This is a genomic window from Tomitella biformata AHU 1821 (assembly GCF_000524475.1).
In the GTDB taxonomy this organism is placed as follows: Bacteria; Actinomycetota; Actinomycetes; order Mycobacteriales; family Mycobacteriaceae; genus Tomitella; species Tomitella biformata.
Genome location: NZ_BAVQ01000080.1, coordinates 30846 through 51017, shown reverse-complemented (window position 1 = coordinate 51017; position 20172 = coordinate 30846). Strand labels below are relative to the sequence as shown.

Here is a 20172-nt window from a genome sequence, read left to right as displayed (position 1 = left end):
CGGACGTGGTCGCTCCACCTTGTCATCTCGACCGATGGGGTGTTCAGGTCCTCCCAACGTTTGGGAGGCCGATTTCCCGCTGATCAGGGCGTGGGGGCTACGCGGAAATGGTGTTCGCGACGCTGCAGTGCGGCTAGACGTTGCCGGTGGCCGCTGGCTGAGAGATAGCTCTCGGCCAGGGTGATGACGACGCATGGGAAGATTTTGCGGGTGGTCCAACTTTCCAGGACCGGCCGACTTGAAGCGGTTCCCGCCGTTTCTGACTCGGCGACACGACTGAGAGTGGAGAAATCTCGATGAGCACCGTGGTGGAGTACTTCATCGCCGATAGCGAAGAGTCGGCGGAGGCTCTCGTCTCGGAGGGCCCCGGCGGCTCCGGATGGCGCGGCGTCCCCGGCCCCGACCCGTCCGTGGCACTGACCGCGTTGGCCACCCTGGCCAGCGGCATCAGCTTCGACGATTACCTCGAGGAGGATGATTTCTGCGGCCTCGTCGCGCAGGACGGCGACACCGTGGTCATCACCGTCTCCCGAGCGGTCGTCGACGCGATCGCCAAGATCAAGGTTGAGAAGTCCGCAGACCTACTCGCGAAGTGGGTGGCCGCCGACGAGTCCCTCCGAGACTCGAGCTTGGAGGATCTGGGGTACTTCGTCGAGGAGTTCCAGGACCTGGCCGGGGATGGCTACGCGAACCAGATCTACGCCTGGATACAGCCGTAGCCGTCTCGCCCGGAGGCGGGGGCTAGTGCCAGCCGCCCTCAGCGTCGATGCGCTCCGCGACGCTGGCGGGCATCGCCCCGCAGCTGTTCTTCTCTCCTGCAGGGTCCGCCGCTGCGCCCGTGATGCCGACCGTCGCCGCGACAGCCTCTGCCCCGCCGGATCGCTCGATCGCCGCGGGCATCCGGTTCTGCGCCCGCTCGATGGTGGAGTTCAGCACCCACTGACCATCGCTCGTCCGGTCCACGCCTCCGCCGGGCAGCCGTTTGCCGTTCTCGCCAGCTGGAAGCATCCCGGCGAGGGTCGCGGCCTGCGTCATGGTCACATCCGACGGTGCGCTGTTGAAGTAGTACCAGCTGGCCGCGCAGACGCCGTAGAGGTTGGGCCCGAACTGGGCGTAGTTCAGGTACAACTCGACTTGGCGCTTGTCGCCCATCAGGTTGAACGGCCACGATAGGACCGCGTCGCCGCCCTTGAGCATGACGCGGAAGATCTGGCCGGCCTGCCGGACGCCAATCATCGAGCCCTCTTGGCCGAAGCTGTCGCCGCGCAGCAGAAAGACGTTCTTCACGAGCTGCTGGGGGATTGTCGAGCCGGACTCGTCCTCGCCTGCGGTGACATACGTCCACGTCCGGCTGGCGTAATCGCCCAAATGGTAGGGGCCCGCGCGGGAGCCGAGTTGGGCGTCCTCGTGCGAGATGACAGCCGCGATGATGTTGCGGCTGATGTAGTCGATATCCACGTTTTGGTAGACCGTGGGGCCACTACCCGAATCCGACAGCATGAACATCGTGCGCGGGGGAGTCCAGACGCGGTAGACGAGCGGGGTCACCAATAGCCACACCATGACCACGGCCAGCGCTCGCCAGACCCACCGCCAGCGAGACTTCTTGGACGGTGCGCTGGGTGGTCCCGGGATCGCCGGTGGGACGCTCTGCGGACCGAGCGGGGGCCGAACCAGCGGCGGCTGGCCCCGCGGCGGCAGCGGGGGAGTGTCGGGCGGCCCATACAGCCCGGCCTGCCGGTCCTGTTGCGGCCCGCCGTGGCGATGTCCGGTCCGCCGCTCCCAGTCGATGTCCTCCCACGCCCTGGGTTGGCGGGGCTGGGGGTTCTGGCGGGCCGGGGGTGGCTGTCGTGGGGGAACGGCCGGATGCTGGGGGGCGCGACGCGGGGCGGCCTGACGCTGCGGCGCTTGCCCCGCGCGACGCGGATCTTGCGGATGCGGCTCGGGACGGCGAGTCGTGGGCCTGCGGGCGCGTCGGTTCTGACTATCGTCGGGTCCTGCGGTCACCGTGCCTCCGTTGGCCAGCGCACGGCCCCGTCGATGGGTCTGGGCGAAGTCGCCACCCGATCCAACCTAGCGAAGGTTGGGGAGCTGTGTCGGCCCGTACGGGTGGGACTGCTCACTTCATGGCGCCCATCACGCCGACGGTACCCGAGAAATGCCAACCGGCCGCTCCCCGCTCCGTGCCTCGCCGCAAGTTGGACTTCTAGGCGAACTCAGTGGTCGCGATATCGCTTTAGTTCGCACCCATCCCACACGAACCTGGGCCACTTTCCACCTGTGGCCTGGGCGTACTCGCAACCTGAGGTGTAATGTACATGCGGCTGCATACATTTAGTGATGTATAAATCCATGCGTCCGCATGTAATTGTCAGGGATGAGGAATTGCGATGACGGAGGCGGTGCGAGCGCTGGAGCGCTGGCTGGGGATCTCTCGGCCGGTGCAGGCGATAGCAAGCCGGCTTGAGGCGGCGCTCGCCCAGCGGCATGCAGTGAGCCTGAGTGGCTACGAGGTGCTGTCGGTGTTGGCCGCGCGGCACGGCTGGACGCTGATGGTGGACATCTGCGAGGCGGTAGATCTTTCACAGCCGCGCCTGTCCCGTCTGGTCGCGCAGCTCGCCGACGAAGTGTTAGTTGAGCGGGAGCGGGTCGAGGTCGACGGCCGGGCGTTCCAGGTCCGCCTCACAAGGAAGGGGCGACGGGTGCATGGCGCGGCAGCCGCGACACTGGTCGAGGTGCTCAAGCAGGCGGAGGCAGCTTCAGGACCGGTGTCGGAGTTGCTCAGAGACGGGAGCGTGGAGGCGGCGAGCGACTAGCGGTCAGGCGGCGACGCGGCCGGACTGCGCCGCGACGATTGCGCCCTCGACCAAGATGAAGAGCACGTCGGGATCCAGTCGGCCGCAGCCGATCTCGCCGAGCAGTGTCCGCAAGTCCTACGCGTGGCCATCCACCGCGACATGACCGGCAGACCTGAGCACGCCCCACTCCGCCCGTGCGTTGATGAAGGCGCAGCCGTTGAATCCCAGCTCCGAGAACCAATCCCCGAGCCATGCGGACAGTGCGTCGAGTCGCGCCCGGGGCTCCGATTCGGCAGCCACCGCGCGTCGCAGCGGGCCAATCCAGGCGGTCCGTCGGCGCGTCAGGTAGTCGACGACAACGCCATCTTTCGAGCCGAAATGGCTATAGAGAGGGATACGCCCGCCGCGGCGCGAAGCTCCTGCCCACCTTCTGAGCTACCTCACCAGGGGGACGGCCGGAAGTCCTTGAGGAAGCAGCCGTAGAGGTCGACGCCGGCCTCGCCCTGCACGATGGGGTCGTACACGCGGGCCGCGCCGTCGACCAGGTCCAGGGGCGCGTGGAAGCCCTCGTCCTCGGCCATCCGGAGCTTGGTGAAGTGCGGGCGCTCGTCGGTGATCCAGCCGGTGTCGACGGCGCTCATCAGGATCCCGTCCTCCTCGAGCATCTCGCCGGCGCTGGTCCGGGTGAGCATGTTCAGGGCGGCCTTGGCCATGTTGGTGTGCGGGTGCCCGGCACCCTTATAGGCGCGCGAGAACTGGCCCTCCATGGCGGAGACGTTCACGACGTACTTGCGGCGGAACTTCGAGGCCGCCATCGATGGGCGCAGCCGTGAGACGAGGATGAACGGGGCGACGGAGTTGCAGAGCTGGACCTCGAGCATCTCGATGGGGTCCACCTCGCTGACCGTCTGCACCCAGCTGTTGGAGTGCACCAGGTCCGGCACCAGGCCGCCGGCGTCGATCGCGATGCCCTGCGCGACGCGCTCGAGCGAGGCCGAGCCGGCGATCATGGCGAGTGCGCTGACATCCTGCGTGCCCATGGTGTGCACGATCGAGTCCGCGGCCGCGGGCAGCGCGCTCGCCAGCGAGGCCGGGTGCGCGTCGCTGGTGATCCCGAAGGTGACGACGTCGGGCAGCTCGCCGGACGGCAGTTCGCCGATCTCGGCGCCAGCCAGTGCGGCATAGGAGCCGGGCGTGCGGCGAATGGTCTGCGCGGCGTTGTTGATGAGGATGTCGAGGGGACCCTGCTCGGCGACGGAGTCGGCGAGAGCCACGACCTGGGCCGGATCACGCAGGTCGATGCCGACGATCCGCAGGCGGTGGATCCAGTCCCCGCTATCCTCCATCGCCTTGAAGCGCCGGATGGCGTCGTTGGGGAAGCGGGTCGTGATGGTCAGGTGCGCGCCATCGCGGAGCAGTCGGAGGGCGATATACATTCCGATCTTCGCCCGCCCGCCAGTGAGCAGTGCGCGGCGCCCGGTCAGGTCGGTGCTCGCGTCCCGCTTGCTGTGGCTGAACGCCGCGCAGGTGGGGCAGAGCTGGTGGTAGAACGCGTCGACCTGGGTGTAGCGGTCCTTGCAGATATAGCAGGGGCGTGGGCGGATCAGCGTGCCCGCCACCTCGCCAGCGGTGGGCGAGGAGATGAGGACGCCCGCGGTCTCGTCGTCGATACGGTCGGGGGAGCCGGTCGCGGTGGCGGCGACCACCTGACGGTCTGCGTCGGAGATCTTGTCCCGGGCCTCGGTGCGGCGTCGCTTCTTGAGTTCCTTGAACATCTTGCCGCTGGCGCGCTGCAGGGCGATTGAGTCGGGGTGTTCGGAGTCGATGTCCCCGGCCTCGGCCAGCACTCTCAGGCAAATCTCGAGATCCGCGGGATCGATACTGGTCATTGCGTGTGCCATCTATTTGGTGCTCAGTTCTGATCTCGGGGTGCTAGTTGGGGGGAATTCTACCGAGCCGAGGCCACGGGTCCGATCCGCCCCGTCACGGTAGAAGCGAAGGCGCATAAACAGGAAGACCCCGGACCAATTGGTCCGGGGTCTTCCTGTCTCAGTGTGCGCGAAGGGGGACTTGAACCCCCACGTCCCTAAGGACACTAGCCCCTCAAGCTAGCGCGTCTGCCATTCCGCCACTCGCGCTTGCACACTCTTTATTTGCACCCGCGTTCTTGGTGCCTGGTAAGACTAACTGATCCCCGCTTCCAATCCCAAATCGTCAGGTCAGTGGCGGTATTGGCCGCGTCTGACACTGCAGTGGGCGTGTCGATGGTAGTAAAGAGGGCGTGGAATCAACCTCGCACTCAGCCCCGTCGTCCGCCGCCGAATCAGAGGTGGTGGATCTGGTCAGCAAGCTCATCCAGTTCGACACCTCCAACACGGGCGAGCCCGCCACCACCAAGGGCGAGCGAGAGGCCGCCGAATGGGTTGCCGCCAGGCTCGAGGAAGCGGGTTACGACACCACCTATGTGGAGTCCGGCGGTCCCGGCCGGGGGAACGTCTTTGCCCGGCTGCCCGGCGCGGACCCCTCGCGCGGCGCGCTGCTGCTGCACGGACACCTCGACGTCGTCCCCGCGGAGCCCGAGGACTGGAGCGTGCACCCCTTCTCCGGCGCGGTCGTAGACGGCTATGTGTGGGGACGCGGCGCCATCGATATGAAGGACATGGTCGGGATGCTGCTCGCGCTGGCCCGTCAGTACAAGAGGGAGGGGACCGTCCCCCCACGGGATCTGGTGTTCGCCTTCGTCGCGGATGAGGAGGCGGGCGGCAAGTACGGCTCGCAGTGGCTGGTGGAGCACCGGCCCGACTTGTTCGAGGGCGTCACGGAGGCCGTCGGGGAGGTGGGCGGCTTCTCCCTGTCGGTGACCAATAAAGAGGGGGAGGAGCGTCGGCTGTATCTGGTGGAGACCGCGGAGAAGGGCATGGGCTGGATCCGTCTTACCGCTCGGGGGACGGCCGGGCACGGCTCGTTCCTACCCGAGGACAACGCCGTCACCCGGCTGGCGGGGGCCGTCGCGCGGGTGGGCGCGCACACCTTCCCCCTCGTCCTGACGGATGCGGTGCGCGAGTTCCTCGGCGCCGTCACCGACGAGACCGGCCTGGACCTGGACCCCGAGGGCCCGGATCTGTCCGGGCATCTCGCGAAGCTGGGCACAATCTCGCGGATCATCGGCGCCACCCTGCGGGACACGGCGAACCCGACGATGCTCGACGCCGGCTACAAAGCCAACGTCATCCCGCAGACGGCGCACGCGGTCCTGGACTGCCGGGTGCTGCCAGGCCGCCAGGCCGCGTTCGAGCGGGAGCTGGACGAGTTGCTGGGGCCGGGAATCGAGCGCGAGTGGATCACCAAGCTCGAACCCTACGAGACCACGTTCGACGGCCATCTTGTCGACGCGATGAACGCGGCTATCCTGGCTCATGACCCGCAGGGCAAGACGGTGCCGTACATGCTCTCAGGCGGAACCGACGCGAAGGCGTTCTCCAAGCTGGGGATCCGCTGCTTCGGTTTCGCCCCACTGCAGCTGCCCCCGGAGCTCGACTTCGCCGCGCTGTTTCACGGCATCGACGAGCGTGTGCCCGTGGACGCGCTGCTGTTCGGCACCCGGGTCCTCGACCATTTCCTACGCAACAGCTAGATCACGAAAGGACCACTATGAGCCGCGACCCCTATGCGGAAATGCCGGTACTCCCGGAGTTCACCCTCACGTCTACCGAGCTCGCGAACGGCGAGTCCCTGGGCAACGACCAGGTGAGCGGGATCATGGAGGCGGGCGGCAAGGACATTTCGCCGCAGCTGAGCTGGTCCGGATTCCCGCCCGAGACCAAGAGCTTCGCCGTCACGATGTACGACCCCGACGCGCCCACCGGCGCCGGCTTCTGGCACTGGGCGGTCGCCGACATTCCTGCGACCACCACCTCGCTGCCCACCGGAGCGGGGGATGAGAAGGGATCCGGCCTGCCCGCCGGCGCCGTGCAGCTGAACACGGACACCGGCCTGGCCCGCTACCTCGGCGCGGCGCCGCCCGTCGGACATGGGCCGCACCGCTACTTCTTCACCGTGCACGCGGTGGACGTGGAGTCGCTGGGCTTGCCCGACGGCGCGACGCCCACGGTGCTCGGCTTCAACCTGTTCTTCCACTCGATCGCCCGCGCCCACATCATGGGCACGTACGAGCAGAGCTAGCAGCTATTCCAGCGCCTCGCCCCCGTTCCTGGATCTGGCCCCCGCTGCAGAGCCTGTTGCCGAATGACTGGACGTGAAGACGAATTGTGCCCTGCCAGAGATGGCAGGGCACAATTCGTCCTCGGATTCGATCATCACCCGCGATGCCGGGATGCGACAGCGGCCAATAAAGCTGCATAGACGGGCAGGTCCGGGGAATACAATCCCGCCCTACCCGCCTATACGGTGACCAACCCGCCGAACCCCTTCACCGTGAACACCCGCAGCAAGTTCGTCACCGCCGCCGCGAAATGCAACTCACTGTTGACCGCATCGAGCCCGCGCATCGAGAACCGCCGCAACCCCCGACGATCCTTCAGATGCGCATTGATCGGCTCGATCATCCACCGCCGCCGACGATACGACTGCGTCCCACCCGGAGTCGACAGACAGTAGTCCATCACCGTCAACAGATCCGCATCCTCATCTGGAAACTGTTGCCGCACAACAGATTTTGTCTTCCGTTGCACGTTCTGCCCAGCAGCTGATGGAATCAGCCGATCCGGCCCATCCGCAGCAAGATTGTCCGTGGACGAATAGCCAGCATCGGCGAGAACCACCCCAATCCGGCCGCGATCAGCACCTGCCGCGGCGAGAGCGTCCAGCGCGGCGACCGTCTTGGCGATCATGTGCTGATACTGGCGAACATCACTTGTCGCGTTGGACGCGGCAGCCGCGAGGATGATGTGGTCGGTGCTCGCGACGAGCTGGTTGTTGTAGCACTGGCCCCACCCGCTACCCATCCGCATCACCCGCGAGTCCATATCCGTGAGATTGCGTCGCGCCGGGTTCTGCTTGGCCTTTTTCACCGCCATCGCCTCCCGCGCAGCGAGCACCCGGTCCCACGCGTTGCGCACTGCCAGGGTCTGGCCGAGTGGCTTGAGAGCACCACGCCCCACCACGTTGCCGGCGGCGGTCTTGGCTGCCCACCGTTCGTGCATCGCCTTCGCCGCGGCCAACTCCCGGTCATACCGGGCCTGAGCGGCGGCGAGCCGGTTGAGGGAGTACTGCATGTCCTGGGATGGGGACTGCTCGAGCTCGTCGTCGATCTGCGCTAATGCCTCGCGAACCTGGGCGGCAAGAGCACTGTGACCTGCACTACCGCCCGGGTCTAGGGGTCCGCGGCGATTATCATGGGCCGCTGGCTCATGGTCCTCGCGTTGGTCGGCGGCTACTGATTCGCAGATTGCCTCGTCCGCGATCGCTCGAGCATCGGCGGCGGTGAAGACTCTCTGCCCGCCAGGCTCAACGCCCTGCGGCCGCGGAGGCTGCTCGGCCGCGAGTGCAGTCGCCATTTTTCGCAGCGTGCCCTCTTTCAGCGATCGGGAGTGGGAGGCGTTGGCGGCGATCTTCGTCCCGTCCAACGCGACGGCCCCGACTTTCACCATTCCGGCCCTCGCGCAGAGCAGCAGCACCTGGGAGAAGAAGTCGACGAGCGCGGCTTTGTGTTCGCTGCGGAACCGGGCGATCACCGTGTGGTCAGGGACGTCTTGGGCGCACAGAACCCGGTAGGCGACGTCGATATGGCAGTCTCGCTCGATGCCCCGGGAGGATCGTTGTCCCACCGCATAGGCGTAGATGAGCAGGCCAAGGAGCATGTCGGGGTCATAGCCGGGTTGCCCGGCACGTGAGTGCTGCGTTTTACGGCGGGCAGGCCGGTGGGTGAACGCGGAGGTGTCCATCTGCTCGACCGCCGCCAGGATCCACCAGACGAGATGGTCTGTGGGGAGCCACTCGCGCATGTCGACGGGCATCAGGGTGCCTTGGTCGCGGTTTATGGGTCGATAGTTCACTGCCATTCGCCTATTTTACCAGGTCAACACCCATTTTTAGGGGTGTTGACCTGGTAAAACTTCGATTCGGCAACAGGCTCTGCAACGTCAGCGAGGTCAAGGAACGGGGGCGAGGTGGCGTCTAGGGGTCAGCGCCGCAGCGATGGCCCGAGCCGCGGCTTGATCTTCGCCTCGATGCGGTGGATCAACCCGTCCTCGGGGATGAAGAACAGCTCCGAGATCTCAGCGACCACCAGGTTGAGCCCGAACACGTTCGTATCCAGCAGGTAGTGCGTCTCGATCACGCCAGGCTTGGCCACACACTCGAGTTCGCGGATGCCGCCGATAACCCTGAACTGCGGGCCGCGGGTCAGACTGCGCCGGATGTGGTTGCCGGAGAAGCCAGTCTTGAGACCGGCCTCGATACGCACGGCCTTCTCGGCCAGTGGCACCGCGGTGCCGTCGTGGCTGACCAATGCGTCGAGGTAGGCGCGAGCGGCATCGATCCGCTGCTCGTCCGTGGCGTTCTCTGTCATCTGTGTTACCCCCTGTTGTTGGAGCCGACGGCGTCTGCGATCGACCCGAAACCGTCCGCACGCAGCCGCGCCGCGATGCCCCGGTGGATATTGCGCATCCAGAACGGACCGCCGTAGATCAGTCCGGTGTAGCCCTGGACTAGGGAGGCGCCAGCGCAGATCCGCTCATAGGCCTGATCTGGCGTCTCCACCCCGCCCACGGAGATCAGCGCTATCGAGTCGCCGACGCGGGCGTAGAGCCGTTCGAGGACCTCGAGGGAGCGCGCGGCCACGGGCGCGCCGGAGAGCCCGCCCGCGCCGATGGCCTCGACCTCGGCCGCTGGGGTGGCCAGGCCCGCCCGCGAGATGGTGGTATTGGTCGACACGATCCCGGCGAGTCCCAGTTCCACGGCGAGGTCCGCGACAGCGTCGATGTCGGTGTCGGCGAGGTCCGGCGCAATCTTGACCAGCACTGGGATCTCGACCGCCGCGACCACCGCGGAGAGCAGGGGGCGGAGCGAGTCCACGGCCTGCAGGTCGCGCAGGCCGGGTGTGTTGGGCGAGCTGACGTTGACGACGAGGAAATCGGCTAGCGGCGCGAGGCGGGTGGCGCTGTAGAGGTAGTCGTCGACCGCGGCCTCGACCGGCACGACCTTCGTCTTGCCGATATTGATGCCCACGGGCACTGTGCTGCGACGCCGGGCGAGCTTGCCGGCCGCCACGTCGGAGCCGAAGTTGTTGAAGCCCATCCGGTTGATCAGGGCACGGTCGGCGGGCAGACGGAACAGTCGCGGGTACGGATTGCCTGGCTGCGGCTGCCCGGTGACGGTGCCGACCTCCGCGAAGCCGAAGCCGACCTCGCCCCATGCGTTCACACCCGACGCGTCCTTGTCGAAGCCTGCGGCCAGGCCGAGCGGTGCGGGGAAGTCAATGCCAAAGACGGTGCTGCGCAGGATCGGGTCCTGGGTGGTGAGCAGCTTGCGCACGCACCAGCGCACGCCCGGCACGCGGGTGACCAGCAACATGACACTGAAGGTGAGGTGGTGGATGCGCTCCGGGGGGATGCGGAACAGCACCTTGAGAACCCAGCCGTAGACCCTGCCGGCGGCCATCAGCGGATCTCCGCGGAGGGGATGCGCTGCACTGCGCCGGTGGTGCTGGAGCCGATGTACAGGTCGCCGCTCTGCTCGTCGACAGCCACCGACTGGGGGTCTTGGATGGTGGGGAGACGGAACTTCTCGTCGGGGGCGCCACTGGACAGGTCGAACGCGGCGACCTCGTTGGTGCCGGTCAGCGTGACCCACACGAGGTTGCGGGTGGCGTCGTCGGCGAGGCCGAACGGAGACTCGCCCGCCGGTCCCATCTGGCGGTTCAGCAGCGGGTCGACGCTGAACACGACGATTTGTCCACCGTCGGTGTCCGCGGCGATTATCCGGCCGTAGTGATCGGCGATGATGCCGGTGGCGCCGATGCCCACGCGCAGCGCGCCGCTGAGCGAGCCGTCGTCGACGTTTATCTCGGTCGCCGAGGTCTGGTGGGTGTCGAGAGCCACCAGAACGCCGTTGGCCGCGGCGAGCCCGTCCACGCTGACGAACCCGGTGACCGTGCGCTCCGGCGTCAGATCGCTGCCCAGGATCACGACCGAGCCATTATCGGTGCCCACCGCGTAGCGGCCGTCCGTGGTCTTGGCCGCGGAAAGTGCGGTGCCGGTGACCTCTGCGGTGCGGGTGCCGCCGTCGGCGAGCGAGACGACCGTCAGGCCGCTGGGGCTGGGGATGAGAGCTTCCCCATCCGCGGTCAACACGGCGGTGCCGGCGCCCTCGGGCAGGTCGAACTCCTGCGCGACCGAGCCCAGGTTGACTGTGGAGTCCGGGCCACCCAGATTCCAGGCAATGAGCTTGTCTGGGCCCGTGGCCTGGACCAGCAGCGTCTGGGCCTCGGCCGCTACGCCCACAACGGTGGTGGGCGAGTCCAGCATCGTCACCGATCCGATGGGCGACGCCGTGGGAGGGGAGGCGACCGGCGTTGCGGGATCGCGCGTCGGCACGCTCGCCGGACCCTCGGCGGCGCTGCCGCAGCTTGCCAGCACCAGTGCAACCGCGACGGCTGAGACCGCCATGCCGGCCCCTCGGCCAACGCGGTGGGAACGACGCTTGCCCGTCCGCGCCCTTGTTGAGATCTTGGACATAATGTCCGTCACCGCCTGCTCTCCTTGAATATTGCCATCGCAGTCCGCCGCGGGCACCTGCCGAAAATGCCACTGCCCCAACGGGTGGACCGCCCACCACTCCGGGGGCTATCCCCTAGGATTTCCTCCGGAAGGTGATTGGCACACTGCTGTACGCCTGTCTCGATGAGGATACGGACGAGTTCGTGGCGCGCCGCCGACGCCCCACAGCCGACAACGCTTGGAGAGCAATGAGCTTGGACGAAGACGAGACCTCGAAGGATGGAACCGAGCCCACCGCGCCCGGGTTCGCCATCGAGGATCTGACCTGCGGCGCCCAGGCGCATGGCTTTGGTCGCACCGAGGACGGCCGAACCTTCGCGTTCCAGGTCAAGCGTGCGGGTATGCGGCTAGAGGTCTACCGGGCCGGACTGCTCAATGAGGTCCCCGGGCCGGAGGACGTCGTGTCCGTCGCGGAGTTGTCAGTGAAGGATGTGGACCTCAGCGACGAGCGCAGTGTCAGCGCTCTGGTGCGCGACGCCGCGGACGAGGCCGTCAAGACCGAGCGACGCCCCGATCAGGCCACCACTATCCACGCGTTCCTCACCAGACTTGGCTCAGTCATCGATGGAATCTGAATACCGGGCGCCGCAGCCTGCCGCCATCCCGAAGGGCCAGCAAGAGCGCGCGAGCCTGCTAAGCCTCCTGCGGGTGTATCTGCGCCCGCACACCATCGCCATCATCGCGGTGATGGTCTTGACCATGATCAGCTCCGGCCTGGCGCTGTTCCTGCCGACGCTCAATGCCCGGATCATCGACGACGGCGTCGCCGTCGGCGACACCGGATTCATCATGCGGGCCGGTGGCATCATGCTGCTCGTCACGCTGGCGCAGGCCCTGTGCGCGGTTGCGATTGTGTACGCCGGAGCCAAGGCTGCCACCGGTCTCGGCCGAGATATCCGCACCGCCATCTACCACCGGATCAATGCTTTCTCTGATCGGGAGTTCGCGCAGTTCGGCACCCCGTCGCTGATCACCCGCACCACCAACGATGTACAGCAAGTGCAGATGCTCGTGATGATCGCCGCGACCATCCTGGTCACCGCGCCCATCATGGCCGTCGGCGGCGTGATCATGGCGCTCCGCGAGAACGCGAAGCTGTCCCTGGTGCTGGTGGTGACCGTGCCGCTGCTCCTAATCGTCGTCTCCGTCGTCATGTCGCTGATGATCCCGCTCTACCGCCAGATGCAAACCCGCATCGACGGCGTCAACCGCGTGATGCGCGAGCAGTTGACTGGGATGCGCGTCGTGCGCGCCTTCGTCCGCGAGAGCCTTGAGATCGAGAAGTTCGACGTCGCGAACCGCGGCCTGACGGATGTAGCGCTGCGTGCCGGCCGGCTCAACGCCCTGATGATGCCGGCCATCATGCTGATCTCGAACCTGACCAGCGTGTCCGTGCTGTGGTTCTCCGCACAATTGATCGACACCGGCCAAATGCAGGTGGGCCAGATGACCGCCTTCCTCGCGTACGTGATGCAGATCCTCTCGTCCGTGATGATGGTCGTCGTGATGGCAGTGCTGGTGCCCCGCGCCGCGGTGAGCGCCGAGCGGATCAGCGAGGTCCTGAACTCGGAGCCGACTGTGCGACCGCCGGACAATCCGCTGCGGCCAGGGACAGCTGCCGGCCGGATCCAGCTGCACGACGTCGAGTTCGGCTACCCCGGCGCGGAGGCCCCCGTCCTGTCCGGCATCACGCTGGACTGCCAGCCGGGCACGAGCACCGCGATCGTCGGCAGCACCGGCAGTGGGAAATCGACCCTGCTGTCCCTGGTGCCACGATTGGTCGACGTGAATGCTGGCGCGGTGGTGATCGACGGCGTCGACGTGCGGGACCAGGACCTGGACCAGATGTGCCAGGGGATCGGCCTCGTGCCGCAGAAGGCATACCTGTTCACTGGGACGATCGCCAGCAATCTGCAGTTCGGCAAGCCCGACGCCTCCGAGGAGGAGATGTGGGAGGCGCTGCGGATCAGCCAGGCGGAGGAGTTCGTCGCGAAGCTCCAGGGCGGGCTGATGGCGCCTGTCGCGCAGGGCGGGGCCAACTTCTCCGGCGGCCAACGCCAACGCCTGACTATCGCACGCGCCGTCATCCGCACGCCCCAGGTCTACCTCTTCGACGATTGCTTCTCAGCCCTGGATCTTGGCACCGAGGCGGCCCTGCACCGGGCGCTGATGGAGCACCGGCCGGGTGCCACAGTGCTAACTGTCAGCCAGCGCGTCAGCCGCATCGCGTTGGCTGACCAGATCGTCGTCCTAGAGGACGGTCGAGTGGTCGGGATCGGCACGCATGCGGAGCTCGTGACCACGTGTCGGACTTACTGGGAGATTGTGCAGTCCCAGCTCACTGAGGAGGGAAGCCGATGACCACTCCCACCTTGCCCCCGGGTGAGAAGCCCCAGCAGTTCCTGAAGTCGATGCGCAGGCTCGTGCTGGAGATGGGCCACGAGGCGCGCAGGTTCGCAGTGGTGCTCACGATTTCCGTGATCGCCGTCGGAATGGGCCTGGTGGCCCCTCTGGTCATGGGCCACGCGACCGACCTCCTGTTCAGCGGATTTATCGGCCGGCAACTACCTGAGGGCATAACCAACGCGCAGGCCGTGGAGGCTTTGCGCGGCGAGGGGCAGAACACCTTCGCCGACATGGTTGCGAGCATGAACGTGGTGCCCGGCACCGGCATCGACTTCCCCGAGCTCTCTCGCGTCATCTTCCTGATCCTGGCGATCTTCGTGGTCGCCAGCGCGCTGAGCTGGCTGCAGGCATACCTGCTCAACATCGTCGTGCAGAACACCGTGTATCGCCTGCGCAAGCAGGTGGAGGCGAAATTCCATCGCCTGCCCCTGCGGTACTTCGATAAAACGCCCCGCGGCGAGGTGCTCAGCCGAGTGACCAACGATGTCGACAACATGCAGACGGTCCTGGGACAAACCATCAATCAGCTCGTCACGTCCTTCTTGACGCTGATCGGTGTGCTCGTGCTCATGCTGTACCTCTCGCCCCTGCTGACGCTGATCTCCATCGCCCTGATTCCAGTCTCGTTGTTCGCGGTGTCGCGGATCGCCAAGAAGGCACAGCCGCTGTTCAAGCAGCAGTGGGTACAGACCGGCCTGCTCAACGCACACATCGAGGAGACCTTCAGCGGCCACGATCTTGTGCGCGTGTATGGCCACCAGCGTCAGGTCGAGGAGCACTTCGGCAAGGTCAACGACGAGTTGGTCAAGAGCAGCTTCGGCTCGCAATTCCTCTCCGGCATGATCACACCGATCATGGGTATGGTCGGCAACCTCAACTACGTTCTGCTGGCCGTGGTCGGTGGCATCCGCATCACCAGCGGCACCCTCACCCTGGGTGATCTGCAGGCGTTCATCCAGTACTCGCGCCAGTTCAGCCAGCCGCTCACACAGATCGCCGCGATGGCAAACCGCATGCAGTCCGGCATCGCGTCGGCCGAGCGGGTGTACGAGTTGCTCGACACCGAGGAGTTCACCCCCGATGAGGAGATCGGCGGCCGGCACTCCCCGGCGTACAAAATGCACGTCGACGGAATCCTCGGTCAGGTGGACTTCAACGACGTCGTCTTCCGCTACGACGAGGACGTCCCCCTCATCGAAGGCCTGAGCCTGCAGGTGAGTCCAGGGCAGACGGTCGCGATCGTGGGCCCGACAGGCGCTGGCAAGACCACCCTGGTCAACCTCATCCTGCGCTTCTACGAGGTGAATTCCGGAGCCATCACCATCGATGGGGTGAATATCGCCGATGTGCCCCGCCACCTCCTCCGCAGCCGGATCGGCATGGTCCTCCAGGACACCTGGCTGTTCGAGGGCACCATCTGGGACAACATCGCCTACGGCCTGCCTGGGGCCACTGACGAGCAGATCCGGACTGCGGCCAGCGCCACCTTTGTGGACAGCTTCGTCCAGCACCTGCCCGACGGCTATCAGACCGTTCTCGGCGCGGACGGCGGCAGCGTGAGCGCCGGCCAGATGCAGTTGATCACCATTGCCCGGGCCTTCCTGGCGCAGCCGTCGATTCTCATCCTCGATGAGGCGACCAGCTCCGTGGACACCCGCACCGAACTGCTGCTGCAGGATGCGATGCGTGCCCTGCGCACCAACCGGACCAGCTTCATCATCGCCCACCGGCTGTCCACGATCCGCGATGCCGACGTCATCCTGGTCATGGAGTCCGGCGCCATCGTGGAGCAGGGCTCGCACGAGCAGTTGCTCGCGGCGGGCGGCGTCTATGCCGAGCTCCACAACGCGCAGTTCATCGGCGCGCCCAGCGCGTAGTTCCGGCCCGGACACCGGCTGACTGATCTCACTCGTCAGCCGGTGTCCGGGCCTTTGTGGCTGGTGTTGACCAGTGGTGCAGAAGTGACATAAGTGCTGGTTGAGGATAACGAAAACACCATCTTGCGTAGTTGTGTGCGATTAAAATCAGAGTATGGAACTACCCGGGATGGTCATCGACGAACAGGTTGTGGACCTGCTCGCGCACCCGCCCACCCCCGATCTGACCGCCCACCATAATCGGCAGGTCTGCGAGATCACCGAAGAGTTGATGCGCCTCCAACGCGCCGTGACGGTCGCGCAGTGGCGGGAAATTGATGAGATGGTCACCCGCGAGGGCACCCGACGCGCCGTCGACATCACCGCCGACTGGCTGCACGCGCACTCCGCACTGCTGCTGCGCGATACCCGGGCGCTGGTGATCATGGCCGTGCGGATGTGCGCGGACCCTGCCGTCCTGCACGCCTTCGCCGGCGGGGATCTTGGGGAGCGGGAGGCGAAATATATTGTCGACTTCCTCGCCTACCCGCCGAAGTACATGAATACCGACCCCGCCACCGGCCAGCCCAGGGATGCGGCGGGTCGGGATCGGTTGCGCGGTGAGGTGATCGACGGTCTGCTCGTGGCCGCCGGATCACGGGATATGCGGGTGCTGCGCGCCCACGGCGAATACACCCGCGACGCCCTCTCCGGCGAGATCAGCCCCGGCGATGATATTGTGAGTATTTGTAGGCTTGGAGGCCACCCAATATTGCCTTCGGGGGCCAGCGATATTGCCGGTGGGAGCCGGTGACTATGGCTTCGGGGGCCACCGACCCCACCGGCTAGCTTCTCACTGGCACATGCTGGCATGTTCACGCATGTTGCAGCTGCAGGTATCGAACCAGACGGTGTTGTGCACGATGCGATCCATGATCGCGTCAACATGCACCCCGGAGCCGAGCCGCTGATGCCAATCCTTTTTCGCGTACTGGGTGCAGAACACCGTCGAGCCGGTGCCATACCGGCGCTCGAGCAGTCCCTGCAGCATGCTCCGCATCGCCTCGTCGGGGTAGTCGCGCAACCTCTCAGCGATCACCAGCAATGCAGCGGACTTATTCACCGCTTACCCCGGCTGACGACATCGTCCGCTACTGCGCCGCCGCATCGGCGGCCTCCAGCGCCGCCGTGATGCCCTTTCGGAACATCCCCTGTGATGCCGAGATCGCCCGCCCGGACAAGCCCCCTGCGTGTAACCGCAACACCAGCTTCGCCATGATCTTCCGTGCCATTGATAGCTATCTTTTCTGCCATAGGCACACGGTGGAGGGAGCCCCAGCCCGGTGGCCCCCGAGCAGGCCACTACAGGCCCCCGCGCCCGCTATTACCCAATCAACGCGCCGGCCCCCGCGCACGCGACCGATGGACCCCAGTGAAGCGAATATTCAATTGATCGCAACACCGTCGATATCGCGGACTACGGCACTGGCCGGGTGCGGATCCGCGGGGATGTCGACACCGAGACGGGCATGAATCTGCGGGCGGCGCTCCAGCCGTTTATGGATTCGCGGCCCGAATTCGATGGGAGCCCGGATCGGCGTAGTCCCAGCCGGGTTCGGGCGGATGCGTTGTCGGAGTTGGTGCGCCGGCACACTCCCGCCGCCGCTGCGGCCACTGCGACTCCTGACTCCACTGATGGTTCGGCCCCTGATGCTGATGCTGAGGCTCCTGGCTCATCCAGCCCTGCCGACGTTCCCAGTCCTGACGCGGCTGCAGCGCAGCGCGGGGCGGCAGTGCAACCGCGGATCAGCATCTACATCCCCATCGAGATGTTGTTCGGGGATATCCCCACCCATGCCGAGGCCATCGAGATGATCAAGGACGGCCGCATCAAGGACGTTTTCGAGCGGACCGGGCGGGGGTGGATGTCTCATCTGAACTCGATCTCCATGGCCGCGGCGCAGCGCTTGGCGTGTGATTGCGAGTTGACGATGATCGGCGCGGACATGCACGGGGCCCCGCTGACCGTGGACACGGCGAAGAGGTTCGCGTCCAAGAAGCATCGCATCGCGTTAGAGGGCCGGGATAAAGGGTGCGCGTTCCCGAATTGTGATCGGCCGGCGGATTGGACCCAAGCCCATCATATGATTCCGTGGGAAACCCGGCATGAGACGCAGATCGATGGATTGTGTTTGCTGTGCACCGCGCATCATGTCGCGGTCCACCACCAAGGCTGGGAGGTGGCTCTGGGGGCCACCCGATATCCGGTGTTTCGGCCACCGACCAAGATTGATCCGCTCCGCCGATGGCGCGATAGCAATGGGAACTTCACCGATGACCCACCCACTCCGGAAACGTTCTTCGCGGAAGGCGCTTAACCCACCGATGCGGAACCCCCGCCAGCACCTAAGTCCAGCTGACGGGGGCGCAAGCACGTACTAGAAGATGGACCCGGGCCTAAGGGGCAAGATCAGCTGCCGGCCGGTCTCCGGGTGCTGGAGCACCTCAACCGGATGCCGGTAAACGTCTGTGAGGAGCTCAGCGGTGAGGACCTCGTCCGGGCGGCCATAGGTGGCGATCCGGCCGCCGCTTAGCACGGCGATCTTGTCGGCGTAGGCGGCGGCAAGGCCCAGGTCATGAAGCACCACCACCACACCGACGCCCGAGGCAGCACGTTCGGCGGCGATCTGCATGACTGTCTCCTGATGATGCAGATCCAGGGCCGCTGTGGGCTCATCCAGCATTATCGTCGGAGTGTCCTGAGCCAGGACCCGGGCCAGTGCGACGCGCGCCTGCTCCCCTCCGGAGAGAGTGGCGAAGGAGCGCTGCGTGAAGCCCTCGATATCGCAGATCTTCATGGCCTCGGCGACCGCCCGCTCATCGTCGCGGCCGCGGTCAGTCCGTGCCCAGGGCGCACGGCCCATCTGAACCACCTCGTGGACCGTGAAGCCGAAGCCCAGCCTGTGCTGCTGAGGGAGCACCGCACGTCGGCGGGACATCTCGGAGGTGGACCAATCGGCGAGCGGTAGTCCGTCGAGTTCGACGCGGCCAGTGTGTGCGGGGAGGTCGCCAGCCAGCGCCGCGAGCAGGGTGGATTTCCCGGCGCCGTTCGGCCCGACGAGGGCCAGCACCTCACCGGCCACCACCTCGAGCTCTACTCCGTCGAGGATGGGGCGTTTGTCCCGCAGGACCGTCAATTCTCGGGCCCGCAGCGTGACGTCGCCGGCGCTCGGCGCAGCCGGCTCGGTGTGCGTGGCGGAGAACCGAAACTTGCGAATCATGCCCACCCTCCCTGTGTGCGGCGGGTGCGGTAGAGCAGCCAGAAGAAGAAGGGGCCGCCGACGATGGAGGTGAGCATTCCGAGGGGCAGGTCCGCGTTCGCGACGAGGGTGCGGGCGCCGATGTCAGCCGCCAGCAGGACGACAGCGCCGCCGATGGTGCTGGCCGGGATGAGAAGCCGATGCCCGGGCCCGACGAGCATGCGGAAGGCGTGGGGGACGATCAGCCCGACGAACGCGATGATCCCGGTGAAGGCGACCCCCGCGGCGACGAGTATGCCGACGAGGACAACGGCGCGGCGGCGGACACTCTCGACGTCGACGCCCAGGTGGCGGGCCGGTCCCTCGCCCAAAGCCAGCAGGTCGAGTTTGGGCGCCAACATCTGTGCGCCCACCACGCCTATCACCGCGAGCGGGGCGACGACGGTGACCGCCGACCACGTGGATCCGCCCAGCGAGCCGAGCTGCCAGAACACGATCTGCTCGCGAGCCGCGGGGGTCGCGGCAAAGATGAGGTAGGCGAGGATGCCACCGGCCAGGGCATTGACGGCGACGCCGGTGAGGATCACAGTGACCACCTCCGTGCGGCCGTCCGATCTTGCCAGCGCGTACACCAGGATCGTGGTGCCGAGGCCGCCCAGGAATGCGGCACCCGCGACGAGCCAATTGGAGGCGAACACGCCACCCAGCAGGATCACCGATGCGGCGCCGACGGCCGCGCCACCGGACACACCGATAACGCCGGCCTCTGCCAGGGGATTGGCGAACACGCCCTGGAGCACGGCGCCCGCGCAGCCGAGGCTGGCACCCACTAGCAGAGCCATCACGACACGGGGGAAACGCACCTGCCATAGGGCGGCGTCGCCCTGCTCGTGTGCGGGTAGCGGGCCAAGGCCCAGACCGATGCGGTGGCTGATCGAGCCCAAGATCTCCATCGGGGAGATCGGCACCTGGCCGAGGCCCGCAGCGATGACCGCGAGGATCAGCAGCAGGACCAGCGAGCCGCCAAGCACCCACCGGCCAGAGAGCCGACGTTGGCTGGCCCCCTGCCCACGGCGGGCGTGAGGAGTCCGCCCAGGCTTGGCCTGCATGGGCT

The 20172-nt window shown here is 66.4% G+C and carries 19 protein-coding genes, 1 tRNA gene and 1 pseudogene; 9 read left to right on the top strand and 12 right to left on the bottom strand.

Annotation, left to right across the window (positions count from 1 at the left end; genetic code table 11):
• Positions 1 to 296 precede the first annotated feature (296 nt).
• Positions 297 to 719 carry a hypothetical protein gene (locus tag TBIF_RS19265; protein ID WP_024796378.1) on the top strand — a complete coding sequence of 141 codons (423 nt, stop codon included), beginning with the start codon at positions 297 to 299 and terminating at the stop codon, positions 717 to 719.
• Between the two features lie 22 nt (positions 720 to 741).
• Here TBIF_RS19265 and TBIF_RS24015 read toward each other — a convergent pair whose 3' ends face one another.
• Positions 742 to 1548 carry a transglycosylase domain-containing protein gene (locus TBIF_RS24015; RefSeq protein ID WP_158506372.1) on the bottom strand — a complete coding sequence of 269 codons (807 nt, stop codon included), beginning with the start codon at positions 1546 to 1548 and terminating at the stop codon, positions 742 to 744.
• A gap of 842 nt (positions 1549 to 2390) precedes the next feature.
• Here TBIF_RS24015 and TBIF_RS24010 point away from each other — a divergent pair.
• Positions 2391 to 2816 carry a MarR family winged helix-turn-helix transcriptional regulator gene (locus TBIF_RS24010; RefSeq protein WP_051461655.1) on the top strand — a complete coding sequence of 142 codons (426 nt, stop codon included), beginning with the start codon at positions 2391 to 2393 and terminating at the stop codon, positions 2814 to 2816.
• Between the two features lie 117 nt (positions 2817 to 2933).
• Here the strand turns inward: TBIF_RS24010 and TBIF_RS25800 are convergent, their stop codons facing one another.
• From TBIF_RS25800 to TBIF_RS19235, 3 genes are all read right to left on the bottom strand, one after another.
• Complete coding sequence (locus TBIF_RS25800; RefSeq protein WP_158506371.1) at positions 2934 to 3098, bottom strand: hypothetical protein; 165 nt, start codon at positions 3096 to 3098, stop codon at positions 2934 to 2936.
• 140 nt (positions 3099 to 3238) lie between these two features.
• Positions 3239 to 4687 (bottom strand): SDR family oxidoreductase, encoded by a 1449-nt coding sequence (locus TBIF_RS19240; RefSeq protein ID WP_235174880.1) that lies wholly within the window; start codon positions 4685 to 4687, stop codon positions 3239 to 3241.
• Between the two features lie 166 nt (positions 4688 to 4853).
• Positions 4854 to 4936, bottom strand: a tRNA-Leu gene (locus tag TBIF_RS19235).
• A gap of 143 nt (positions 4937 to 5079) precedes the next feature.
• On the opposite strand from TBIF_RS19235, the gene TBIF_RS19230 reads away from it, so the two are divergent.
• Positions 5080 to 6432, top strand: a complete 1353-nt coding sequence (locus tag TBIF_RS19230) for a M20/M25/M40 family metallo-hydrolase (protein ID WP_024796374.1) — start codon at positions 5080 to 5082, stop codon at positions 6430 to 6432.
• Between the two features lie 17 nt (positions 6433 to 6449).
• Positions 6450 to 6980 (top strand): YbhB/YbcL family Raf kinase inhibitor-like protein, encoded by a 531-nt coding sequence (locus tag TBIF_RS19225; protein ID WP_024796373.1) that lies wholly within the window; start codon positions 6450 to 6452, stop codon positions 6978 to 6980.
• A 218-nt stretch (positions 6981 to 7198) separates the two neighbouring features.
• Here TBIF_RS19225 and TBIF_RS19220 read toward each other — a convergent pair whose 3' ends face one another.
• The 4 genes from TBIF_RS19220 to TBIF_RS19205 all read right to left on the bottom strand — a co-directional run bounded on the left by TBIF_RS19220 (position 7199) and on the right by TBIF_RS19205 (position 11425).
• Positions 7199 to 8818 carry a transposase gene (locus TBIF_RS19220; protein WP_084611798.1) on the bottom strand — a complete coding sequence of 540 codons (1620 nt, stop codon included), beginning with the start codon at positions 8816 to 8818 and terminating at the stop codon, positions 7199 to 7201.
• A gap of 122 nt (positions 8819 to 8940) precedes the next feature.
• Positions 8941 to 9327: a DUF8021 domain-containing protein gene (locus TBIF_RS19215; RefSeq protein WP_024796371.1), complete on the bottom strand. Its 387-nt coding sequence runs from the start codon at positions 9325 to 9327 to the stop codon at positions 8941 to 8943.
• A 5-nt stretch (positions 9328 to 9332) separates the two neighbouring features.
• Positions 9333 to 10418: a quinone-dependent dihydroorotate dehydrogenase gene (locus tag TBIF_RS19210; protein WP_024796370.1), complete on the bottom strand. Its 1086-nt coding sequence runs from the start codon at positions 10416 to 10418 to the stop codon at positions 9333 to 9335.
• Positions 10418 to 11425, bottom strand: coding sequence for a YncE family protein (locus tag TBIF_RS19205; RefSeq protein ID WP_024796369.1), 1008 nt, complete (start codon positions 11423 to 11425; stop codon positions 10418 to 10420). Before TBIF_RS19205 ends, TBIF_RS19210 begins: the two co-directional genes overlap by 1 nt.
• 299 nt (positions 11426 to 11724) lie before the next feature.
• On the opposite strand from TBIF_RS19205, the gene TBIF_RS19200 reads away from it, so the two are divergent.
• The 4 genes from TBIF_RS19200 to TBIF_RS19185 all read left to right on the top strand — a co-directional run bounded on the left by TBIF_RS19200 (position 11725) and on the right by TBIF_RS19185 (position 16612).
• Complete coding sequence (locus tag TBIF_RS19200) at positions 11725 to 12111, top strand: hypothetical protein (RefSeq protein ID WP_024796368.1); 387 nt, start codon at positions 11725 to 11727, stop codon at positions 12109 to 12111.
• 112 nt (positions 12112 to 12223) lie between these two features.
• Positions 12224 to 13897 carry an ABC transporter ATP-binding protein gene (locus tag TBIF_RS19195; protein ID WP_051461666.1) on the top strand — a complete coding sequence of 558 codons (1674 nt, stop codon included), beginning with the start codon at positions 12224 to 12226 and terminating at the stop codon, positions 13895 to 13897.
• The gene (locus TBIF_RS19190) at positions 13894 to 15819 is read left to right on the top strand and encodes an ABC transporter ATP-binding protein (RefSeq protein WP_024796366.1); all 1926 of its coding nucleotides are present in this window, start codon (positions 13894 to 13896) and stop codon (positions 15817 to 15819) included. Before TBIF_RS19195 ends, TBIF_RS19190 begins: the two co-directional genes overlap by 4 nt.
• Before the next feature lie 154 nt (positions 15820 to 15973).
• Entirely contained in the window at positions 15974 to 16612 is a 639-nt protein-coding gene (locus tag TBIF_RS19185; RefSeq protein WP_148302335.1) for a hypothetical protein, read from the top strand.
• A 39-nt stretch (positions 16613 to 16651) separates the two neighbouring features.
• Here the strand turns inward: TBIF_RS19185 and TBIF_RS19180 are convergent.
• Together TBIF_RS19180 and TBIF_RS25795 are read right to left on the bottom strand one after the other, a co-directional pair.
• Positions 16652 to 16903 (bottom strand): annotated as a pseudogene (locus TBIF_RS19180) (ATP-binding protein); the annotation flags it as partial.
• A gap of 46 nt (positions 16904 to 16949) precedes the next feature.
• Positions 16950 to 17090 (bottom strand): hypothetical protein, encoded by a 141-nt coding sequence (locus TBIF_RS25795; RefSeq protein ID WP_158506370.1) that lies wholly within the window; start codon positions 17088 to 17090, stop codon positions 16950 to 16952.
• A 237-nt stretch (positions 17091 to 17327) separates the two neighbouring features.
• Here TBIF_RS25795 and TBIF_RS25070 point away from each other — a divergent pair, with 237 nt between their 5' ends.
• Positions 17328 to 18176, top strand: a complete 849-nt coding sequence (locus TBIF_RS25070) for an HNH endonuclease signature motif containing protein (RefSeq protein ID WP_369385468.1) — start codon at positions 17328 to 17330, stop codon at positions 18174 to 18176.
• Positions 18177 to 18236: 60 nt separating this feature from the next.
• On the opposite strand, the gene TBIF_RS19165 is transcribed toward TBIF_RS25070, so the two are convergent.
• Together TBIF_RS19165 and TBIF_RS19160 are read right to left on the bottom strand one after the other, a co-directional pair.
• Positions 18237 to 19079, bottom strand: a complete 843-nt coding sequence (locus TBIF_RS19165) for a heme ABC transporter ATP-binding protein (RefSeq protein WP_024796362.1) — start codon at positions 19077 to 19079, stop codon at positions 18237 to 18239.
• Complete coding sequence (locus TBIF_RS19160; RefSeq protein WP_051461665.1) at positions 19076 to 20167, bottom strand: FecCD family ABC transporter permease; 1092 nt, start codon at positions 20165 to 20167, stop codon at positions 19076 to 19078. The genes TBIF_RS19165 and TBIF_RS19160 overlap by 4 nt, the downstream gene beginning before the upstream one ends.
• Between the last annotated feature and the right edge of the window lie 5 nt (positions 20168 to 20172).